This is a genomic window from Flavobacterium degerlachei (assembly GCF_900106645.1).
In the GTDB taxonomy this organism is placed as follows: Bacteria; Bacteroidota; Bacteroidia; order Flavobacteriales; family Flavobacteriaceae; genus Flavobacterium; species Flavobacterium degerlachei.
In genome coordinates, this window is sequence record NZ_FNMV01000010.1 from 20,488 (window position 1) to 38,607 (window position 18,120).

Genomic DNA, 18,120 nt, shown 5'->3' on the forward strand with positions numbered 1-18,120 from the left:
TACGTTAACGGTTTACTGTTTTGTATTATTTGGTAGCTACTGACTGTTCGCTAGTCAAGTTTTCCGTCAAAATGTGCCATCCACTTTCCTTGTACTTTCATTACTTGTTCTATAACATCACGTGCAGCACCTTTTCCACCATTTTTATTGGAAATGTAAGTAGAAATAGCTTTAATCTCAGGGCTGGAATCTTGTGGGCAAGTAGGTAATCCAACTAATTTCATAACATGATAATCGGGTATGTCATCACCCATATAAAGAACTTGTTCAGGATTGATATTGTATAGTTCGGTGTATTCTTTAAACGTTTCCACTTTATCAGGTGTTCCTAAATGGATGTCAGTAATCCCTAAATTTCTTAAACGTACACGAACTCCCTCGTTACTTCCTCCTGAGATGATACATACGTTATATCCACTTTCTACTGCTGCTTTCATGGCATAACCATCACGAATATTCATTGTTCTTAAAATTTCGCCTTCGGTGGTTACAAATACTGAGCTGTCTGTAAGTACGCCGTCAACATCAAAAATAAAAGTAGTGATGTCATTCATTAATTCTTTATAACTTTTTGCCATTATCTTGTATTGATTGTGTTAGTATTTTATAAATGTTTGATTGATTGCTGTTGGTCAAAAATAATTGATGTGCTTCAATTGTTTGCTGATCATTACGTTTTGCAGGCCCTGTTTGAGCATCTTCTGGAGAAAGCGTCGTTATTTTTTGAGCTGTTTCTTGAATCAAAGGCTTTAAGATGTCAAAAGGGACTTGATGATCCTTACAAATTTCATTACCTAAATGGTATAGATGATTGGTGAAATTATTGACAAAAACCGCAGCCACATGCAAAGCTTTTCGTTGTTGAGAGTTTATAGCAAAAACCTTGTCAGAAATTGATTTCGCCACTTTCTCTAATAGTCGAAAATCAGTACTATTTTCACTTTCTAAACAAATAGGGATATTCTTAAAATTGACTTCCTTGTTTTTAGTAAAAGTTTGAAGCGGATAAAAAACCCCTTTTCGGTTGTTATTATTCAAGGAGTCTAGTGCAACACTACCTGATGTGTGAACAACTAATCTGTTTTTGAAAGGGAGTTGGTCAGAAACACTAGCTATAGCATCGTCAGAAACGGCTATTATATAGAGATCAGCTTCTACTAGATCATTAAAATCGGTTACAATTTTGCTAGAATCTAGTAGGGCAGTAATGGATTCTCTTTTTCTAGAATACACTTGAACTAATTCAATTTCGTTCCCAGTATTTTGGTTTTTTTGTAGGGCAGCTATCAAATGTTGCGAAACATTTCCAGAGCCAATGATAGTAACTTTAAGCATTCGACAAAATTAGCATTTTTTTTTAAAGTGTTTACAACTATTCGTACTATACATTTTCGATAAAAAAACCAATAAATCCAATTGATTGACTGACAATAAAAGGCTTAATTTTAGATTAAATTAACAATTATACAAATATAGAAGTCAACATTTTTAAGTACTTTTGTCGGACTTTTATAAAACGTAATTACTTACAAATGAATAAAAAATATTTTTCCTTTTTATTTTCTACACGCTTAATGGCTCTTCTTTTCTTGACTTTTGCAATAGCAATGGGTGCAGGAACCTTCATCGAAAGTAAATACAATACAGATACCGCTAGAATTTTAATATATAACTCTTGGTGGTTTGAAGCAATAATGGTGTTTTTTATGATCAATTTCATTGGGAATATAAAACGTTATCAATTGCTAAAAAAAGAGAAATGGGCTACATTAATGCTTCATTTGGCTTTTGTTTTGATTCTGTTAGGTGCTTTTGTAACACGATACATAAGTTATGAAGGAATGATGCCAATACGTGAAGGGGCGGCTGAAAACCAATTCTATTCTGATAAAACTTTCCTTACTGTCTTTGTTGATGGTGAATATAAGGGAGAAATGAAACGTAGAGTCTTTGAGAAACCATTACTACTTTCTCCAGTAACCAATAATAATTTTTCTATTTCTGAAAAGTTCGCTGATACTCCATTTAAAGTCGAGTACAAGGACTTTATCATGGGAGCTAAGGAATATGTGAAAGCAGATGATAAAGGTGTTTTCTATTTAAAATTAGTGGAAGCAGGTGATGGAGGTCGTGAAGAACATTTCTTGAAAGAGGGAGAAGTTCAAAATATTCACAATGTTCTTTTTGCTTTAAATAAACCTACTGAAGGCGCTATAAATATCAATACAACAGGAACTGAATATACCATTCAAACTCCTTTTGAAGGAAATTTTATGAGAATGGCAGACAAACTGGAAGGCGCAGTTACTAAAGATATTGTGCAACCGTTAATGATGCGCTCGCTTTATACCATTGGAGAAAAACGTTTTGTATTTCCTGATCCAGCCGTAAAAGGAGTAATTGCTTATGAGTCTAATAATGATTTTAAAGCTAAAACTCATGATGATGCTCTAATATTGAAGGTAACAGCGGACGGACAAGAAAAAGAAGTTACCGTTGTGGGTTCAAAAGGTAAAATAGGACAGTTTCAAACAGTTAAAATAGGGGCTATTGATTATACTTTTTTCTTTGGAAGCAAAGCCTATGTTTTGCCATTCAAAATTAAACTGAATGATTTTATTGCTGAAAAGTATCCTGGTACAGAAAAAAGTTATTCTTCGTTTGAAAGTAAAGTTACTGTACAAGATACGACTGAAACTTTTGATGCCAGAATATTTATGAATAATGTATTGGATTATAAAGGATATCGCTTCTTTCAATCTTCATTTGATCCAGATGAAAAAGGGACTGTGTTATCAGTAAATCATGATTTTTGGGGTACTGGTATAACTTATGCAGGATATTTCATGTTGTTTTTTGCCATGATGGCTATTATGTTTACGAAGCACTCTCGATTTACTGATATAAAAAGAAAATTAGAAGTGGTAAAAGATAAAAAATCAAAACTAATCACCGTTTTAGTATTATTGTTAAGTTTTAATGGATTTGCTCAAACCCATAATCATGATCATGATGCTGATGGCAATCATGCAGACCATACGGAAAGTGCAACTCATACGCGTGTAGCTCCAACTGAGAAGCAATTGGATTCTTTGCTAAATAAATTTAAAGTTAAAGAAGAGCATGCGTCTAAATTTGGTAGATTAATTATTCAAGATGCGGGCGGAAGGATGAAGCCAATTAATACTTTCTCGTCAGAGTTATTAAGAAAGGTAAGCCATTCGAATGATTACGAAGGGATGAATTCTGATCAGGTTTTCTTATCGATGTCTCAATATGCACAATTATGGATTGAAATTCCGTTGATTCATTTAAGAAGCGGGAATGATAGTATCCGTAAATTAATAGGAGTAGATGTAAAAGCTGAAAAAGCGCCATTTATCGCTTTCTTTGATGAAAAGGGGAATTATAAATTATCACCTTATTTAGATGCTGCCTATAAAGCTGCAAATCCAAATCAGTTTGAAAAAGACTTTATCGAGACAGATAAAAAAGTAAATTTAATGGAATCTGCCTTGAGCGGTAGAATATTAAAGATTTTCCCAATTCCGAATGATCCAAATAATAAATGGGTTTCTTCATTAGAATTAGGTGAAGCAGGATTAAAGGGAATGGATTCTACTTATACTAAGAGTGTTTTGCCTTTGTATTTTGGATCATTAAATAATGCTTCAGTCTCCAATGATTATAAAAATGCAGATGATTTAGTTGAAAGTTTGAATGGTTTCCAAAAGAAATTTGGAGAAAAAGTAAGACCTAGTGAAGATAAAATTTCAATGGAGATTTTGTACAACAAGTATGATTTACTTCAAAAGTTGCCATTTGCATATTTATTCGCTTCAATTTTAATGTTAGCTTTTACTATACTTCAAATTTTTAAAGAAACGAAGCTAATGCGGACTCTGGTTAATACCATGCATATTGTAATTGCGGTATTCTTTACACTACATACTTTAACATTAGCTGCTCGTTGGTATATTTCAGGTCATGCTCCTTGGAGTAATGCGTATGAAGCCATTGTATATGTGGCTTGGGCAACGATGTTCTTTGGTTTGGCTTTCGATGTTAAATCAAAATTAACAGTTGCTTCTGCGGCATTTGTTACGTCTATGATTTTATCAGCAGCGTACATGAACTGGATCGATCCAGAAATAGCTAATTTACAACCTGTGCTTAATTCGTACTGGTTAATGATTCACGTGGCTGTAATTGTTGCGAGTTACGGACCATTTGCATTAGGAATGATATTAGGTTTTGTATCCTTATTGCTTATCTTTTTTACCAATGAAAAGAACAAAGCGAAAATGGATTTGAATATTCAAGAGATTACGTATATTAATGAAATGGCTTTAACTATTGGATTGATAATGCTAACTATAGGTAACTTCCTTGGAGGGCAATGGGCCAATGAAAGTTGGGGACGTTATTGGGGATGGGATCCAAAAGAGACTTGGGCACTAATTAGTATCATGGTTTATGCTTTTGTGATTCATGCTCGATTTGTACCTTCATTAAGAGGGAAATGGATATTTAACCTGATGAGTATGTTTGCTTTTGTATCTATTTTATTTACCTATTATGGAGTAAACTTTCACTTAGTAGGATTGCATTCATATGCGAGTGGAGAAGCACATTCATTAAGTTGGATATGGTATTCACTGGGGACAATAACATTTATAGGTGCTATTACGTATCCAAAATATAAAAAGTATTATAAGAAATAAGAGTAATTAGTTTATTTCAAAAAATAGTAAAGGCTCAACTGAAAAGTTGGGCCTTTTTTTGTTTCGTACATTCTTTGTAAAGTATTATTTGAAAGTAATTTTATAAGTATTGTTTTACATAAATTTATGTTAAAATGTATTTTACCGTTTTTTATTGTATTTCATCGTGTATTTATGAATAATAGGTTACATTTATTCATGATATATTTGTAAACATTTAATTAAAAAGAATTCGCATGAAATTTTTGGTGTTGTTTTTTTCTTCTTTCACTTTTTATGGCCAAGTACTACATCACCAAATGATCTCTTCACAGGGAGGTTCTGTAAAGTTGCCTAGGGGTTTAATTGTGAATCAAACTATTGGTCAACAAAGTAGTATTGGTAATTCAAATAAGAACTATATTATCATGCAAGGTTTTCAACAAAGCCTATGGAGTACTTTTATATCTTCTAATATTGTGGATGTTATTTCTACGAAAACCTATCCAAATCCAGTTACAAGTATTGTTAATTTTCAGTTTTCTCAATTAATTTTGGAAGCCATAGATATTCATATCTATGATGCAAGTGGACGTTTAGTTTTTAAGGGGAAGAAAAGTGCAACAGATGCAATTCTAAGCGTTGATTTATCAAATTTGCCTACAACACAATATTTAGTTCACCTACATACAAACAGTTTCAGTTATTATACCCAAATTATTAAAATATGATAAAAAACTACTCTTCATCTACTTTTATTATTATAAATCACTCACTTTTTCTCAAGGACTATATTTCTATTCTTGTGAAAATTCCGCAAAGTATATTTATAAAAAATCAAATCGTCAACCTGATTTAAACCTTCATAGTAAATTTTATAATTACTGCGAAATCGTTTATTAAGGGAGGAAGTATATTGTTTCCTCGTATTTATACTATACTGAAATGGTGTAGCCAAAATTTAATTTTTACCAAAAGATTTATAATCGAAAGGTCCATTCAATACTAATTCATTTCCACATGAAAAAAATAATTATATTATTACTGTTTTTTACAGTAGCTAAAAATTTTGCACAAACTAATGGAATTACTTATCAAGCAGTAATTATGAATGCGCGAGGAAACCAGTTGCCTAGTGTTGCTGTGCCAAATATTCCTTTAGTTGAAAAAGATGTTTGCATGATTTTTAAATTCATTGATGAGTTTTCAAATATTGAATACCAAGAAAGTATTCAAACCAAAACAGATCAATTTGGGATGGTTAATTTAATCATTGGTACTGGAACACAAACGGCAGGATATGCTGAATCTTTTAAATCTATAGTTTGGAGTTCTTTAAGTAAAAATTTAGTCGTTGGCATTAATACCGATGGTAATTGTTCTAGTTATACTGAGATTAGTAATCAGCCTTTTAGTTATGTTCCGTTAGCTTTTTCGGCACTAAATGCTGAAAATGTTACGGGTGTTGTAGCAATTGAAAATGGAGGTACAAATGCTATTACGGTTTTGGGAGCAAAAACTAATTTTGAAATTCAAAATGTAGACAATACAAGAGATATAGATAAACCTATAAGTGCTTTGACTCAATCTGGTTTAAACCGCAAAGAGGACTTGGTAAATAAAAGCATCAATCTAACAATTGATAGTGAATCCGACACGAAATATCCAACAGTAAAAGCAGTTAAAACCTATGTTGATGCCAGCCTTAATTTAGGATCTACAGCAGTAGTAGCAGAAGTTGAAAGAGCTACAGCTGCAGAAAATGCTATTACAGCGAATTTGGTAGCAGAAAGTAATGCAAGATCTACAGCAGATGGAGTCTTGACAACCAACTTGAATTCAGAAGTTACTAACCGTACTGCAGCAGTTGCCTTAAAAGAAGATTTAGCTAATAAAAGCACAGATGTTTCAACAGATGGAACTTCTGATACCAAATACCCAACAGTAAAATCAGTAAAAAACTATGTTGATGCTAGTTCAACTTCAAGTTCATCAGCATTAACAGCAGAGATTTCGCGAGCTAAAACAGCAGAAATTGCTAATGCAGATGCTATCGCAACGGAAACCACTAACCGTACTTCAGCAGATGCAACTTTAACAAGCAACTTAGCTTTGGAATCGTTAACAGCTAGAGCAGCAGAATCAGCAAACGCTACAGCAATTGCAACGGAAACTACTAATCGAATTTCTGCAGTTGCCTTAAAAGAAGATTTAGCTAATAAAAGCACAGATGTTTCAACAGATGGAACTTCTGATACCAAATACCCAACAGTAAAATCAGTAAAAAACTATGTTGATGCTAGTTCAACTTCAAGTTCATCAGCATTAACAGCAGAGATTTCGAGAGCTAAAACAGCAGAAATTGCTAATGCAGATGCTATCGCAACAGAAACTACTAACCGTATTTCAGCAGATGTAACTTTAACAAGCAACTTGGCTTTGGAAGTATCAACGGCGAGAGCTGCAGAATCTGCAAACGCTACAGCTATTGCAACAGAAGCTACTAATCGTACTACTGCAGTTGCCTTAAAAGAAGATTTAGCAAATAAAAGCACTAATGTTTCAATAGATGGAACTTCTGATACAAAATACCCAACAGTAAAATCTGTAAAAAGCTATGTTGACGCTAGTTCAACTTCAAGTTCATCAGCATTATCAACAGAGATTTCGAGAGCTACAGCAGCAGAAACAGCCAATGCTACAGCAATAGCAACAGAAACTACTAACCGTACTGCAGCAGATGCAACTTTAGCAAGTAATTTAGCTTTGGAAGCATCAACGGCGAGAGCTGCAGAATCTGCAAATGCTACAGCTATTGCAACAGAAAACACTAACCGTACTACTGCAGATGCAACTTTAGCAAGTAACCTAACTTTAGAAGCGTCAACAGCGAGAGCTGCAGAATCCGCAAACGCTACAGCTATTGCAACAGAAACTTCTAACCGTACTACTGCAGATGCAACTTTAGCAAGTAACTTGGCTTTAGAATCGTCAATGGCGAGAGCTGCAGAATCTGCAAATGCTACAGCTATTGCAACAGAAACTTCTAACCGTAGTACTGCTGATTTATTAAAAGAAGATTTAGCTAATAAAAGCACTGATATTTTAACAGATGGAGCATCTGATACCAAATACCCATCAGTAAAATCAGTTAAAACTTATGTTGATGCTAGTTCAACTTCAAGTTCATCAGCATTAGCAGCAGAAATTTCGAGAGCAAAAACAGCAGAAATCGCTAATGCAGATGCTATTGCAACGGAAAATACTAACCGTACTGCAGCAGATGCAACTTTAGCAAGTAACCTAACTTTAGAAGGGTCAACTGCGAGAGCTGCAGAATCTGCAAATGTTGCAGCTATTGCTACAGAAACTACTAATCGTACTACTGCAGATGCATTAAAAGAAGATTTAGCTAATAAAAGTACTGATGTTTCAACAGATGGGGCATCTGATACCAAATACCCAACAGTGAAATCGGTAAAAAGCTATGTTGATGCTAGTTCAACTTCAAGTTCATCAGCATTAACAGCAGAAATTTCAAGAGCTACTGGGGCAGAAGCTACTAATGCTTCTACAATTGCAACAGAAACTACTAATCGTACTATTGCAGATGCAACTTTAGAAAGTAACTTGGCTTTGGAAGCGTCAACAGCGAGAGCTGCAGAATCTGCAAATGTTGCAGCTATTGCAACAGAAACTACTAATCGTACTACTGCAGATGCATTAAAAGAAGATTTAGTTAATAAAAGCACTGATGTTTCAACAGATGGAACTTCTGATACAAAATACCCAACAGTAAAATCGGTAAAAAGCTATGTTGATGCTAGTTCAACTTCAAGTTCATCAGCATTAACAGCAGAAATTTCAAGAGCTACTGGGGCAGAAGCTACTAATGCTTCTACAATTGCAACAGAAACTGCTAATCGTACTATTGCAGATGCAACTTTAGAAAGTAACTTGGCTTTGGAAGCATCAACGGCGAGAGCTGCAGAATCTGCAAACGCTACAGCTATTGCAACAGAAACTACTAACCGTGCTACTGCAGAAGCAATTTTAGCAAGTAACCTAACTATAGAAGCTTCAACGGCGAGAGCTGCAGAATCTGCAAATGCTACTGCTATTGTAGCAGAAACTACTAATCGTACTGCTGCAGATTTATTAAAAGAAGATTTAGCTAATAAAAGCACTGATGTTTCAACGGATGGAGCTTCTGATACAAAATACCCAACAGTAAAATCAGTAAAAAGCTATGTTGATGCTAGTTCAACTTCAAGTTCATCAGCATTAACAGCAGAAATTTCAAGAGCTAAAACAGCAGAAATTGCGAATGCAGATACTATTGCAACGGAAACTACTAATCGTACTACTGCAGATTTATTAAAAGAAGATCTAGCAAATAAAAGTAACGATGTAACTACTGACGGAGCATCTGATACAAAATACCCAACTGTAAAATCAGTTAAAACTTATGTCGATGCCAGTTCAACTTCAGGTTCAACAGCATTAACAGCAGAGATTTCGAGAGCTAAAACAGCAGAAATTGCGAATGCAGATGCTATTGCAACGGAAACTACTAACCGTACTACTGCCGATGCAACTTTAGCAAGTAACTTAGCTTCGGAAGCGTTAACGGCGAGAGCTGCAGAATCTGCAAATGCTACAGCAATTGCAACAGAAACTACTAATCGTAATACTGCTGATTTATTAAAAGAAAATTTAACTAATAAAAGCACTGATGTTTCAACAGATGGAACTTCTGATACAAAATACCCAACAGTAAAATCGGTAAAAAACTATGTTGATGCTAGTTCAACTTCAAGTTCATCAGCATTAACAGCAGAAATTTCAAGAGCTAAAACATCAGAAATTGCGAATGCAGATACTATTGCAACGGAAACTACTAATCGTACTACTGCAGATTTATTAAAAGAAAATCTAGCAAATAAAAGTAACGATGTAACTACTGACGGAGCATCTGATACAAAATACCCAACCGTAAAATCGGTAAAAACCTATGTTGATGTTAGTTCAACTTCAAGTTCAACCGCATTAACAGCAGAGATTTCGAGAGCGAAAACAGCAGAAATTGCTAATGCAGATGCTATCGCAAATGAAACTACTGACCGTACTACTGCAGATGCAACGTTAGCAAGTAACCTAACTTTAGAAGCGTCAACGGCGAGAGCTGCAGAATCTGCAAACGCTACAGCTATTGCAACAGAAACTACTAACCGTGCTACTGCAGAAGCAATTTTAGCAAGTAACCTAACTATAGAAGCTTCAACGGCGAGAGCTGCAGAATCTGCAAATGCTACTACTATTGCAGCAGAAACTACTAATCGTACTGCTGCGGATTTATTAAAAGAAGACTTAGTAAACAAAAGTACTGATGTAACTACTGATGGAACTTCTGATACAAAATATCCAACTGTAAAATCGGTTAAAACTTATGTTGATGCCAGTTCAACTTCAGGTTCAACAGCATTAAGTACAGAGATTTCAAGAGCTACTTCAGCAGAAGCTACTAACGCTTCAGCAATATCCACAGAAACTACTAATCGTACTGCTGCAGATGCAACTTTGACATCTAACTTAGCTTCGGAAGCATTAACTGCTAGAACTTCGGAAGCTGCAAACGCAACTGCAATTACTACAGAAATAACCAATAGAACGAATGTGGATTTATTAAAAGAAGACTTAGTAAATAAAAGTACTGATGTAACTACTGACGGAGCATCTGATACCAAATACCCAACAGTAAAATCAGTTAAAACCTATGTTGATGCAAGTTCAGCAACAAGTTCTACAGCATTAACAGCAGAGATTTCAAGAGCTAAAACAGCAGAAATTGCGAATGCAGATGCTATTGTAACAGAAACTACTAACCGTATTTCGGCAGATGCAAGTTTAGCAAGTAACCTAACTTTAGAAGCGTCAACAGCGAGAGCTGCAGAATCTGCAAACGCTACAGCTATCGCAACGGAAACTACTAACCGTACTACTGCAGATGCAACTTTAGTAAGTAACTTAGCTTTGGAAGCGTCAACGGCGAGAGCTGCAGAATCTGCAAACGCTACAGCAATTGCAACGGAAACTACTAATCGTAGTACTGCAGATGCATTAAAGGAAGATTTAGCTAATAAAAGCACTGATGTTTCAACAGATGGAGCATCTGATTCAAAATATCCAACAGTAAAATCAGTAAAAAGCTATGTTGATGCAAGTTCAACTTCAAATTCATCAGCATTAACTGCAGAGATTTTGAGAGCTAAAACAGCAGAAAGCACTAATGCGGATGCTATTGCAACGGAAACTACTAACCGTACAACTGCAGATGCAACTTTAGCAAGTAACTTAGCTTTGGAAGCGTCAACAGCGAGAGCTGCAGAATCTGCAAATACTACAGCTATTGCAACAGAAACTTCTAACCGTAGTACTGCTGATTTATTAAAAGAAGATTTAGCTAATAAAAGTACTGATGTTTCAACGGATGGAACTTCTGATACAAAATACCCAACTGTAAAATCAGTTAAAAGCTATGTTGATGCAAGTTCAACTTCAAGTTCATCAGCATTAACAGCAGAAATTTCAAGAGCTAAAACAGCAGAAATTGCGAATGCAGATACTATTGCAACGGAAACTATTAACCGTATTTCAGCAGATGGAACTTTAACAACAAGTTTGGCTACGGAAGCGTCAACAGCGAGAGCAGCAGAATCAGCAAACGCTACAGCAATTGCTACTGAATCTACTAATCGAATTTCTGCAGATGTCTTAAAAGAAGATTTAGCTAATAAAAGCACAGATGTTTCAGCAGATGGAACTTCTGATACAAAATACCCAACAGTAAAATCAGTAAAAAACTATGTTGATGCTAGTTCAACTTCAAGTTCATCAGCATTAACAGCAGAGATTTCGAGAGCTAAAACATCAGAAATTGCGAATGCAGATGCTATCGCAACAGAAACTACTAACCGTACTACTGCAGATGGAATTTTGACAACCAATTTAGCTTTAAAAGCGAATTTGGCTTCGCCAACATTTACAGGAACAGTTTCTGGGATATCCGCTACAATGGTTGGTTTAGGAGATGTAGACAATACTTCGGATGAAAACAAACCAGTTTCAACAGCTACACAAACGGCTATTGATTTGAAAGCCAATCTGGATTCACCAACATTAACGGGAACTCCATTGGCTCCAACAGCGACAGCTGAAACGAATTCGACACAAATTGCTACAACTGAATATGTAACAACTGCAATTGCCACTTCTGGTAGTAATTTTTTACCGATAACTGGTGGAACTTTAAGCGGATCCTTAAGCGGTACAACGGGAGATTTTTCTTCAAATTTTAGTGTTTCTTCTTTAACTTTAGCAGGAGCTAGTATTTGGGAATTTGGAATTTCAGGTACAAGTATGAATCTAATGCAAGGGGGGTGTTGCAGAAGACTAACCATTGATGAAGAAGGTAGATTTGGTATAGGTGCAAATTATGATCCTTTATATCAACTAGATGTTCAAGGTGACGGTCGATTTACAAGTGCAGTTACAGCAACATCCTTTAAAGTGTTAGATGGAACAGCTTCTCAATTTTTAAAAGCGGATGGTACAGTAGACGCTACTAATTATTTGACGTCAACTGATGCAACAAACTTTGTAGACTTAACTTCAAATCAACTTGTAGCTGGTGCTAAATCCTTTAGTTCAAATGTATGGGTAAATGGTATTTCTTTTGGTAAAAATGGTTCTCAAAGTTTATTTATTGGTGAATCAGTTAATGACGGTTCAGCCGAAAACGCTACTGCCATTGGATTTATGACCTTAGATGGTAATAGTGGGTCAGGTAATACAGCCATTGGAACAAATTCCATGCGAAATTCGGGTGCTACTTCAAATAATACTGCAGTAGGAGAAAATGCTGGATCTGGTTCCAATACCGGTGGTTATAACACATTAATTGGAAAGAATGCAAATGTAGATTACAATACCCCTTCCATCACAAATGCTAGTGCGATAGGGGCTGGTGCTGTAGTGTTAGCGAGTAATACAATTCAGCTTGGTAATACAGCTATTACAGATGTAATTGCTTCAGGAGTCTATACAGGCTCTAGTTTTAAAACTCCGACAGGTACATCGTCTGAATTTTTAAAAGCTGATGGTAGCGTGGATTCTAATACCTATTTAACACAGAGTTCAGCTGGAACAAATTTTGTTAATTTAACGGCTAATCAAACTATCGATGGAACTAAAACTTTTAGTTCTGATGTAAATATAAACGGACTAACAATTGGTCGAGGTAATTTTAATGAAAATTCAAATACTGCAATTGGTCTTGGTGCTTTGGGGAACAACGCAGGGTATGCAAATACAGCGATAGGTAGGGGAGCTTTAGCAGCTAATGATACAAACGGTGGAAATACCGCTCTTGGTTATATTGCATTGGCGAATAATATTTCTGGCGCTGATAATGTCGCAGTTGGAACTCAATCATTAGAAACAAACATTTCAGGTTCAGAAAATACAGCAATTGGTAAAAATGCAGATGTAGCTTCTGATGGAATTTCAAATTCTGTCGCTATTGGCGCAAATGCAATCGTAACAGCTTCTAATACAATTCAGCTTGGTTCTGACGGAACCGGTTCTCATACTGCCATTACAAACGTAAAAACCAGTGGAGCAATTACCGCAGCATCTTACATCAAATCAGGAGGGACTGCTATTCAGTATTTAATGGCAGATGGAAGTGTTTCGACAGGAGCTGCTCCTGTTCGTGAAGTTGCCGATGAATTTTCGGCAGCAGCTAATCAGACTGATTTCACTTTGACACAAACACCTTCTGTAAATAGTAAAGTAAAACTGTATTTGAATGGAATAAGGATAAGTAATACAGCATATAATTGGACAGGAAAAGCTTTAATTTATGTTCCTGCAAATAATGGAGGATATGATTTATCTGCAGATGATAGAATTCAGTTTGACTATTTTTATTAAAGTATAGATTCCAAAACAGATTTACCATGAAGTTTTATAAAAAAATACTTTGCTTTTTCTTTCTATTTGTCACGTTTCAAGGCTATTCTCAAAATACCTTAAATAATATCGGATTGACAAGTTCTACACCTTCAGTAGGAGCATATAGTTTGAGAAAATTAAGCAGCTCTTACGTTGGTAGTGCGATACGAGTTCGACGTAGCTCCGACAATACGACTCAAGATATCGGATTTGCAGTCAATGGTGATTTAGATACTGATTTTCTAACATCTTTCGTTGGTTCAGGAAATGGTTTTGTGACTGTTTGGTATGATCAAAGTGGTAATAATATCAATGCAGTTCAAAATACACTTTTAAATCAACCAAAGATTGTAACGTCGGGAGTTATTGAGAGAGCGAATGGATTAGCCAGTATTATTTTTTCAGGTTCGCAATTTTTAGTTGTAACATCCACTGCATTTAATAATGATTTAACGGGTTGTCTTGTTCATAAAGCCTCGAGTTTGAATACACGTAGTGGCGGTAGCGGTAGCTGGTATAATATGAATGGTATATTTGGTTCTGAACAGCCTGGAGGAACTAGAGATTTTGCATTTGGAATTTATAATAATAAATTTACTGCGGGAAATGGTCCTTCGGATAATTCTGTTGGAGGAAATACAGTTGTAAACGATAATAGTATGCGACAAAATTCTTGGACTAGAAATAAAGCAACAGGGCAAATAACTTTATATAGCAATGGTGCTAGTGATGGTAATGCAAATCTTAACACTGGAACTTCTTCAGCAGTGACATCGGTCGCAATAGGGGCAAATCAAACTTTTAGCGGGGGACAAGTATTTTATAATGGAAATATAAGTGAGTTAGTGCTATTTTCGGCAGTATTAGCCAGCCAACGCCAAACAATTGAAAAAAACCATGGTCTATATTATGGTATTTGTATACTAGCCAGCCAACCTAGTTCAAATAATCAGTCTGTTATTTTAGGGGGAACTCCTTCAGGTTTAAGTGTCTTATCTAGTGATCCTACAGCAACTTATCAGTGGTATAGTAACACTGTAAATTCTAACTCTGGTGGAACTTTACTCTCTGGGGAAACAAATGGTAATTATATGCCAAGTACATCGGTAGAAGGGACTTTGTATTATTATGCAGTTGTTACTACCGCAACAGAGACTTGTTCAAGTAAAGTATCTGGCTCGGTTAGAGTAGGAATTGAAATTACTACTCAGCCTTCAAATAGTAATCAAACAGTAATTCAAAATAATCCTGTAAATAGCTTAAATGTTGTTGCAACAGGAAGTAGTATTACTTTCCAATGGTATAAAAACGGAACTAAAAGTAATACAGGAGGAACGTTAATAAGTGGAGCTACGACTAATTCTTATACACCACCAAGCACTGTTTTAGGTACGACTTATTACTATGTAGTTGTGTCTGGAAACAACACTGTTTTAATAACTAATCCTTCTGGAGCTATTAAAATAACCACAACTCCCGTAATTTGGAACGGGCCAACTATAACTTTTCAAAAAGTGGACTATGCAAATTACAATCAAGTTCAGAATCAAGATATCATTACTAATCTAGTAAAGATTACTAGAGCAAATAGTCAAGGCTTATTCAACATTGCTACAGAAAGTGGTTTTGGTGGGGCCTCTCCTTCAGATACTGAGTGGGCATTGGGGACATTGTCAAACTATGCGAACTTAACTTATAGAAACTGGCAACAAGCGGTTTCATATTCTCCTCCTACTAGTGTAAATAAAACTTATGTAGTTCATTTAATTTCTGAGAATATTTATTTAGAATTAAAAGTACTTTCATGGACTGACAATGCGAATGGAGGTGGATTTTCATATTCTAGAAGTACTTGTTCACCACCTTCAGAACCCACTGCAAATAATCAAAGTTTTAATTCGCCAGCAACAGTAGCTGATTTAGCAGCAACAGGAACAAATATCAAATGGTATTTAGCAAGTACAGGAGGAAGTGCTTTGCCAACTTCAACCAATTTAGCTACGGGGACTTACTATGTAACACAAACTGTTAATAGCTGTGAAAGTGCCAGAACACCAATTGCAGTCACTATAATTAGCTGTTCCACACCAACTTTAAGTAATTTTAATAATAGGACTAAAACTTATTTTGACATCAATTATACGATTACCCCTCCTTCGAGTAATAGTGCTGGACTTTTTACTTATACGAGTAGTAATTTAGCAGTAGCAACAATAAGCGGAACCACAGTAACTATTGTTGGTCCAGGTAGTACGACGATTACTGCTACTCAGGATGCTGATGGAAGTTATTGCAGCGGCACTTTTGCCTCTACCTTAACTGTAAATAATGTTTCAGTTGTTACTAAAAACGGCCAAGTTTCAACTACGGATTTTAATTTTATTAATAAAAATGGCGCTATAGGCGCTAGTTTTGGTGTCAACAATAATGGAATGAATTTGCAAACAAAAACATTAGACGTAATAACAGCTGGTTTAGTCATGCATTTAGATGCTGGTAATGCAGCCAGTTATTCAGGATCTGGTACTACTTGGACAGATATAAGTGGATTTGGAAATAATGGAACCATAAAAAACGGAGTTACATTCAATAGTACTAGCAACGGCTCTATGGTTTTTGATGGTGTAAATGATTATTTTGTAACAGATAACAATTTGAATTTGTCTGATACGGATAAATTAACCATTCAACTCATTTTAAAAACGGCATCTACTGCTACAGCAATGGTTTTAGAACATAGCGTTAATTGGAATAGTAATAATGCGTTTGGCATTCTTTCAATAAACAATAAAATGCAAATTACAGATCATAATCAATATTATAATGTATACAATTCAGTTACTTCCATAAATGATAATAATTGGCATCTTTTGTCAACAACTATGGATAGAAGTTTAGGTGCTAACGATCAATCTTTAATTTATATTGATGGTAACGCTCCAAATAAGGTAAACGTCCCTGGACTTAATAATGACAACAACGGAAACTTCACGAGTCATAAGCTGTTCATATCGTCACGAGCTGGAGCTGTAGATAATTTATTTTTTAACGGAAACATTGCTCAAGTATTAATTTATAAAAGAGTACTTTCTGCCGCAGAAATTCAACACAATTTTAATGCAGTAAAATTAAAATATGGTCTTTAAAATTAACAAACAGGAATATTTTAACCCTTGTAAAAAATGAAGTTTAAAAGTGTTTTAACGAGTACAATAAATAAAAGTAGAAAGCTAATTTTTAATGGAATGAGCTCGATACAATCAACATCGAGGTCATTCCATTATTAAAAATTTGTATAAAATTGTGGGGGCAGTCAAATAGGCTTAACCTTTTGATTTTAAGATGATTTAAGATTTCAGTGAATATTATCCCGCTTTTACGATTTCCGCAACAGCCTGCTCATAATTCCGGATACTCTTTGCTTTTTTTATCTTTTTATGCACTTTGTGTGGATTTGAAAAGATAACCGAAAAGTACTCCCATAAATGATGCATTTTCAAAAGAATGTGAGTGGATCCAGATAGGGACTCGGAGTATCCTTCATATAAGGTATCATGAAATTCACTAAATAATTCCATTTTGTTTTTAGGATATTCAAACGAATCATTTTTAATCATACTGGGCAAAAACGGATCGGCTATTAAGCCTCTTCCTATCATCCAATGGTCTATCGTAGGAAATCGCGCTTGCATTTCCTTGAATTTAGCTACTGAAGTAATATCACCGTTATAATACAATTTCAATTTGGTGTTGTCAACGCAAGCCTGAAAGGCATCTAAGTGAACTCCGCCTTTATATAATTGCTTTCCTATACGCGCATGTATGGCAACATTCTTTATAGGATACTTTTCTAGAATAGGAAAAACATCCAGAATCTCTTCGGTAGTATCATATCCCAAACGCATTTTCATGGAAACGATAATATCAGATTCGTTATGCACTTTATGTAGAATCTGGTTGATTTTTTCGGTGTTACTAATCAATCCTGAACCCATACCGCATTTGGTAACCATAGGGTAGGGACAACCTAAATTCCAGTTTAATTCTTTATATCCTAATTCCTGAACATACTTAGAAACAAACAAAAACTCATCGGCATCGTTTGTGATTATTTGCGGAATTACTTCAAGGGTATTATTGTTCTCTGGTAACAAATCACGTTGATATGAGGATTTTATAACTAGTTTTCCATTTAAACGAATATAAGGAGCGTAGTAAGTATCAATACCACCAAAAATCTTGTTTTGGGCATTTCTAAAACGAAAATCAGTAAATCCTTGTAAAGGAGAAGAAAGTAAGGTGTAGTCCATGTAATATTTAAAAATGCAAATATAACACACTTTAAACGGTTATGGTTTTCATTTAACAGTTATGTTAATTAAAGTCATTTTTATCTATTAGA

General features: G+C 35.1%; 7 protein-coding genes. 4 read left to right on the forward strand and 3 right to left on the reverse strand.

Annotated elements, in window-relative coordinates; all coding sequences use genetic code 11:
- Positions 1 to 50 precede the first annotated feature (50 nt).
- On the reverse strand, positions 51 to 578 hold the full coding sequence (locus BLV91_RS11050) for a KdsC family phosphatase (protein ID WP_091433147.1): 528 nt from the start codon (positions 576 to 578) through the stop codon (positions 51 to 53).
- Positions 562 to 1,335 (reverse strand): Rossmann-like and DUF2520 domain-containing protein, encoded by a 774-nt coding sequence (locus BLV91_RS11055; RefSeq protein WP_091433150.1) that lies wholly within the window; start codon positions 1,333 to 1,335, stop codon positions 562 to 564. Before BLV91_RS11055 ends, BLV91_RS11050 begins: the two co-directional genes overlap by 17 nt.
- 197 nt (positions 1,336 to 1,532) lie before the next feature.
- On the opposite strand from BLV91_RS11055, the gene ccsA reads away from it, so the two are divergent.
- The 4 genes from ccsA to BLV91_RS11075 all read left to right on the forward strand — a co-directional run bounded on the left by ccsA (position 1,533) and on the right by BLV91_RS11075 (position 16,864).
- Positions 1,533 to 4,724: a cytochrome c biogenesis protein CcsA gene (gene ccsA / locus BLV91_RS11060; RefSeq protein ID WP_091433154.1), complete on the forward strand. Its 3,192-nt coding sequence runs from the start codon at positions 1,533 to 1,535 to the stop codon at positions 4,722 to 4,724.
- A gap of 236 nt (positions 4,725 to 4,960) precedes the next feature.
- Positions 4,961 to 5,434 carry a T9SS type A sorting domain-containing protein gene (locus tag BLV91_RS11065; RefSeq protein ID WP_091433156.1) on the forward strand — a complete coding sequence of 158 codons (474 nt, stop codon included), beginning with the start codon at positions 4,961 to 4,963 and terminating at the stop codon, positions 5,432 to 5,434.
- Between the two features lie 289 nt (positions 5,435 to 5,723).
- Positions 5,724 to 13,697 (forward strand): beta strand repeat-containing protein, encoded by a 7,974-nt coding sequence (locus BLV91_RS11070; protein ID WP_091433159.1) that lies wholly within the window; start codon positions 5,724 to 5,726, stop codon positions 13,695 to 13,697.
- 26 nt (positions 13,698 to 13,723) lie between these two features.
- Positions 13,724 to 16,864, forward strand: coding sequence for a beta strand repeat-containing protein (locus BLV91_RS11075; RefSeq protein WP_091433161.1), 3,141 nt, complete (start codon positions 13,724 to 13,726; stop codon positions 16,862 to 16,864).
- A 219-nt stretch (positions 16,865 to 17,083) separates the two neighbouring features.
- Here BLV91_RS11075 and BLV91_RS11080 read toward each other — a convergent pair whose 3' ends face one another.
- The gene (locus BLV91_RS11080; RefSeq protein ID WP_091433164.1) at positions 17,084 to 18,028 is read right to left on the reverse strand and encodes a tRNA dihydrouridine synthase; all 945 of its coding nucleotides are present in this window, start codon (positions 18,026 to 18,028) and stop codon (positions 17,084 to 17,086) included.
- Positions 18,029 to 18,120: the final 92 nt, after the last annotated feature.

Bases quoted from the DNA above. Each gene is read 5' to 3' on its own strand.
- BLV91_RS11070 (WP_091433159.1), top strand. From the start codon at position 5,724: ATGAAAAAAATAATTATATTATTACTGTTTTTTACAGTAGCTAAAAAT.
- ccsA (WP_091433154.1), top strand. From the start codon at position 1,533: ATGAATAAAAAATATTTTTCCTTTTTATTTTCTACACGCTTAATGGCT.
- BLV91_RS11050 (WP_091433147.1), bottom strand. From the start codon at position 578: ATGGCAAAAAGTTATAAAGAATTAATGAATGACATCACTACTTTTATT.
- BLV91_RS11080 (WP_091433164.1), bottom strand. From the start codon at position 18,028: ATGGACTACACCTTACTTTCTTCTCCTTTACAAGGATTTACTGATTTT.
- BLV91_RS11065 (WP_091433156.1), top strand. From the start codon at position 4,961: ATGAAATTTTTGGTGTTGTTTTTTTCTTCTTTCACTTTTTATGGCCAA.
- BLV91_RS11075 (WP_091433161.1), top strand. From the start codon at position 13,724: ATGAAGTTTTATAAAAAAATACTTTGCTTTTTCTTTCTATTTGTCACG.
- BLV91_RS11055 (WP_091433150.1), bottom strand. From the start codon at position 1,335: ATGCTTAAAGTTACTATCATTGGCTCTGGAAATGTTTCGCAACATTTG.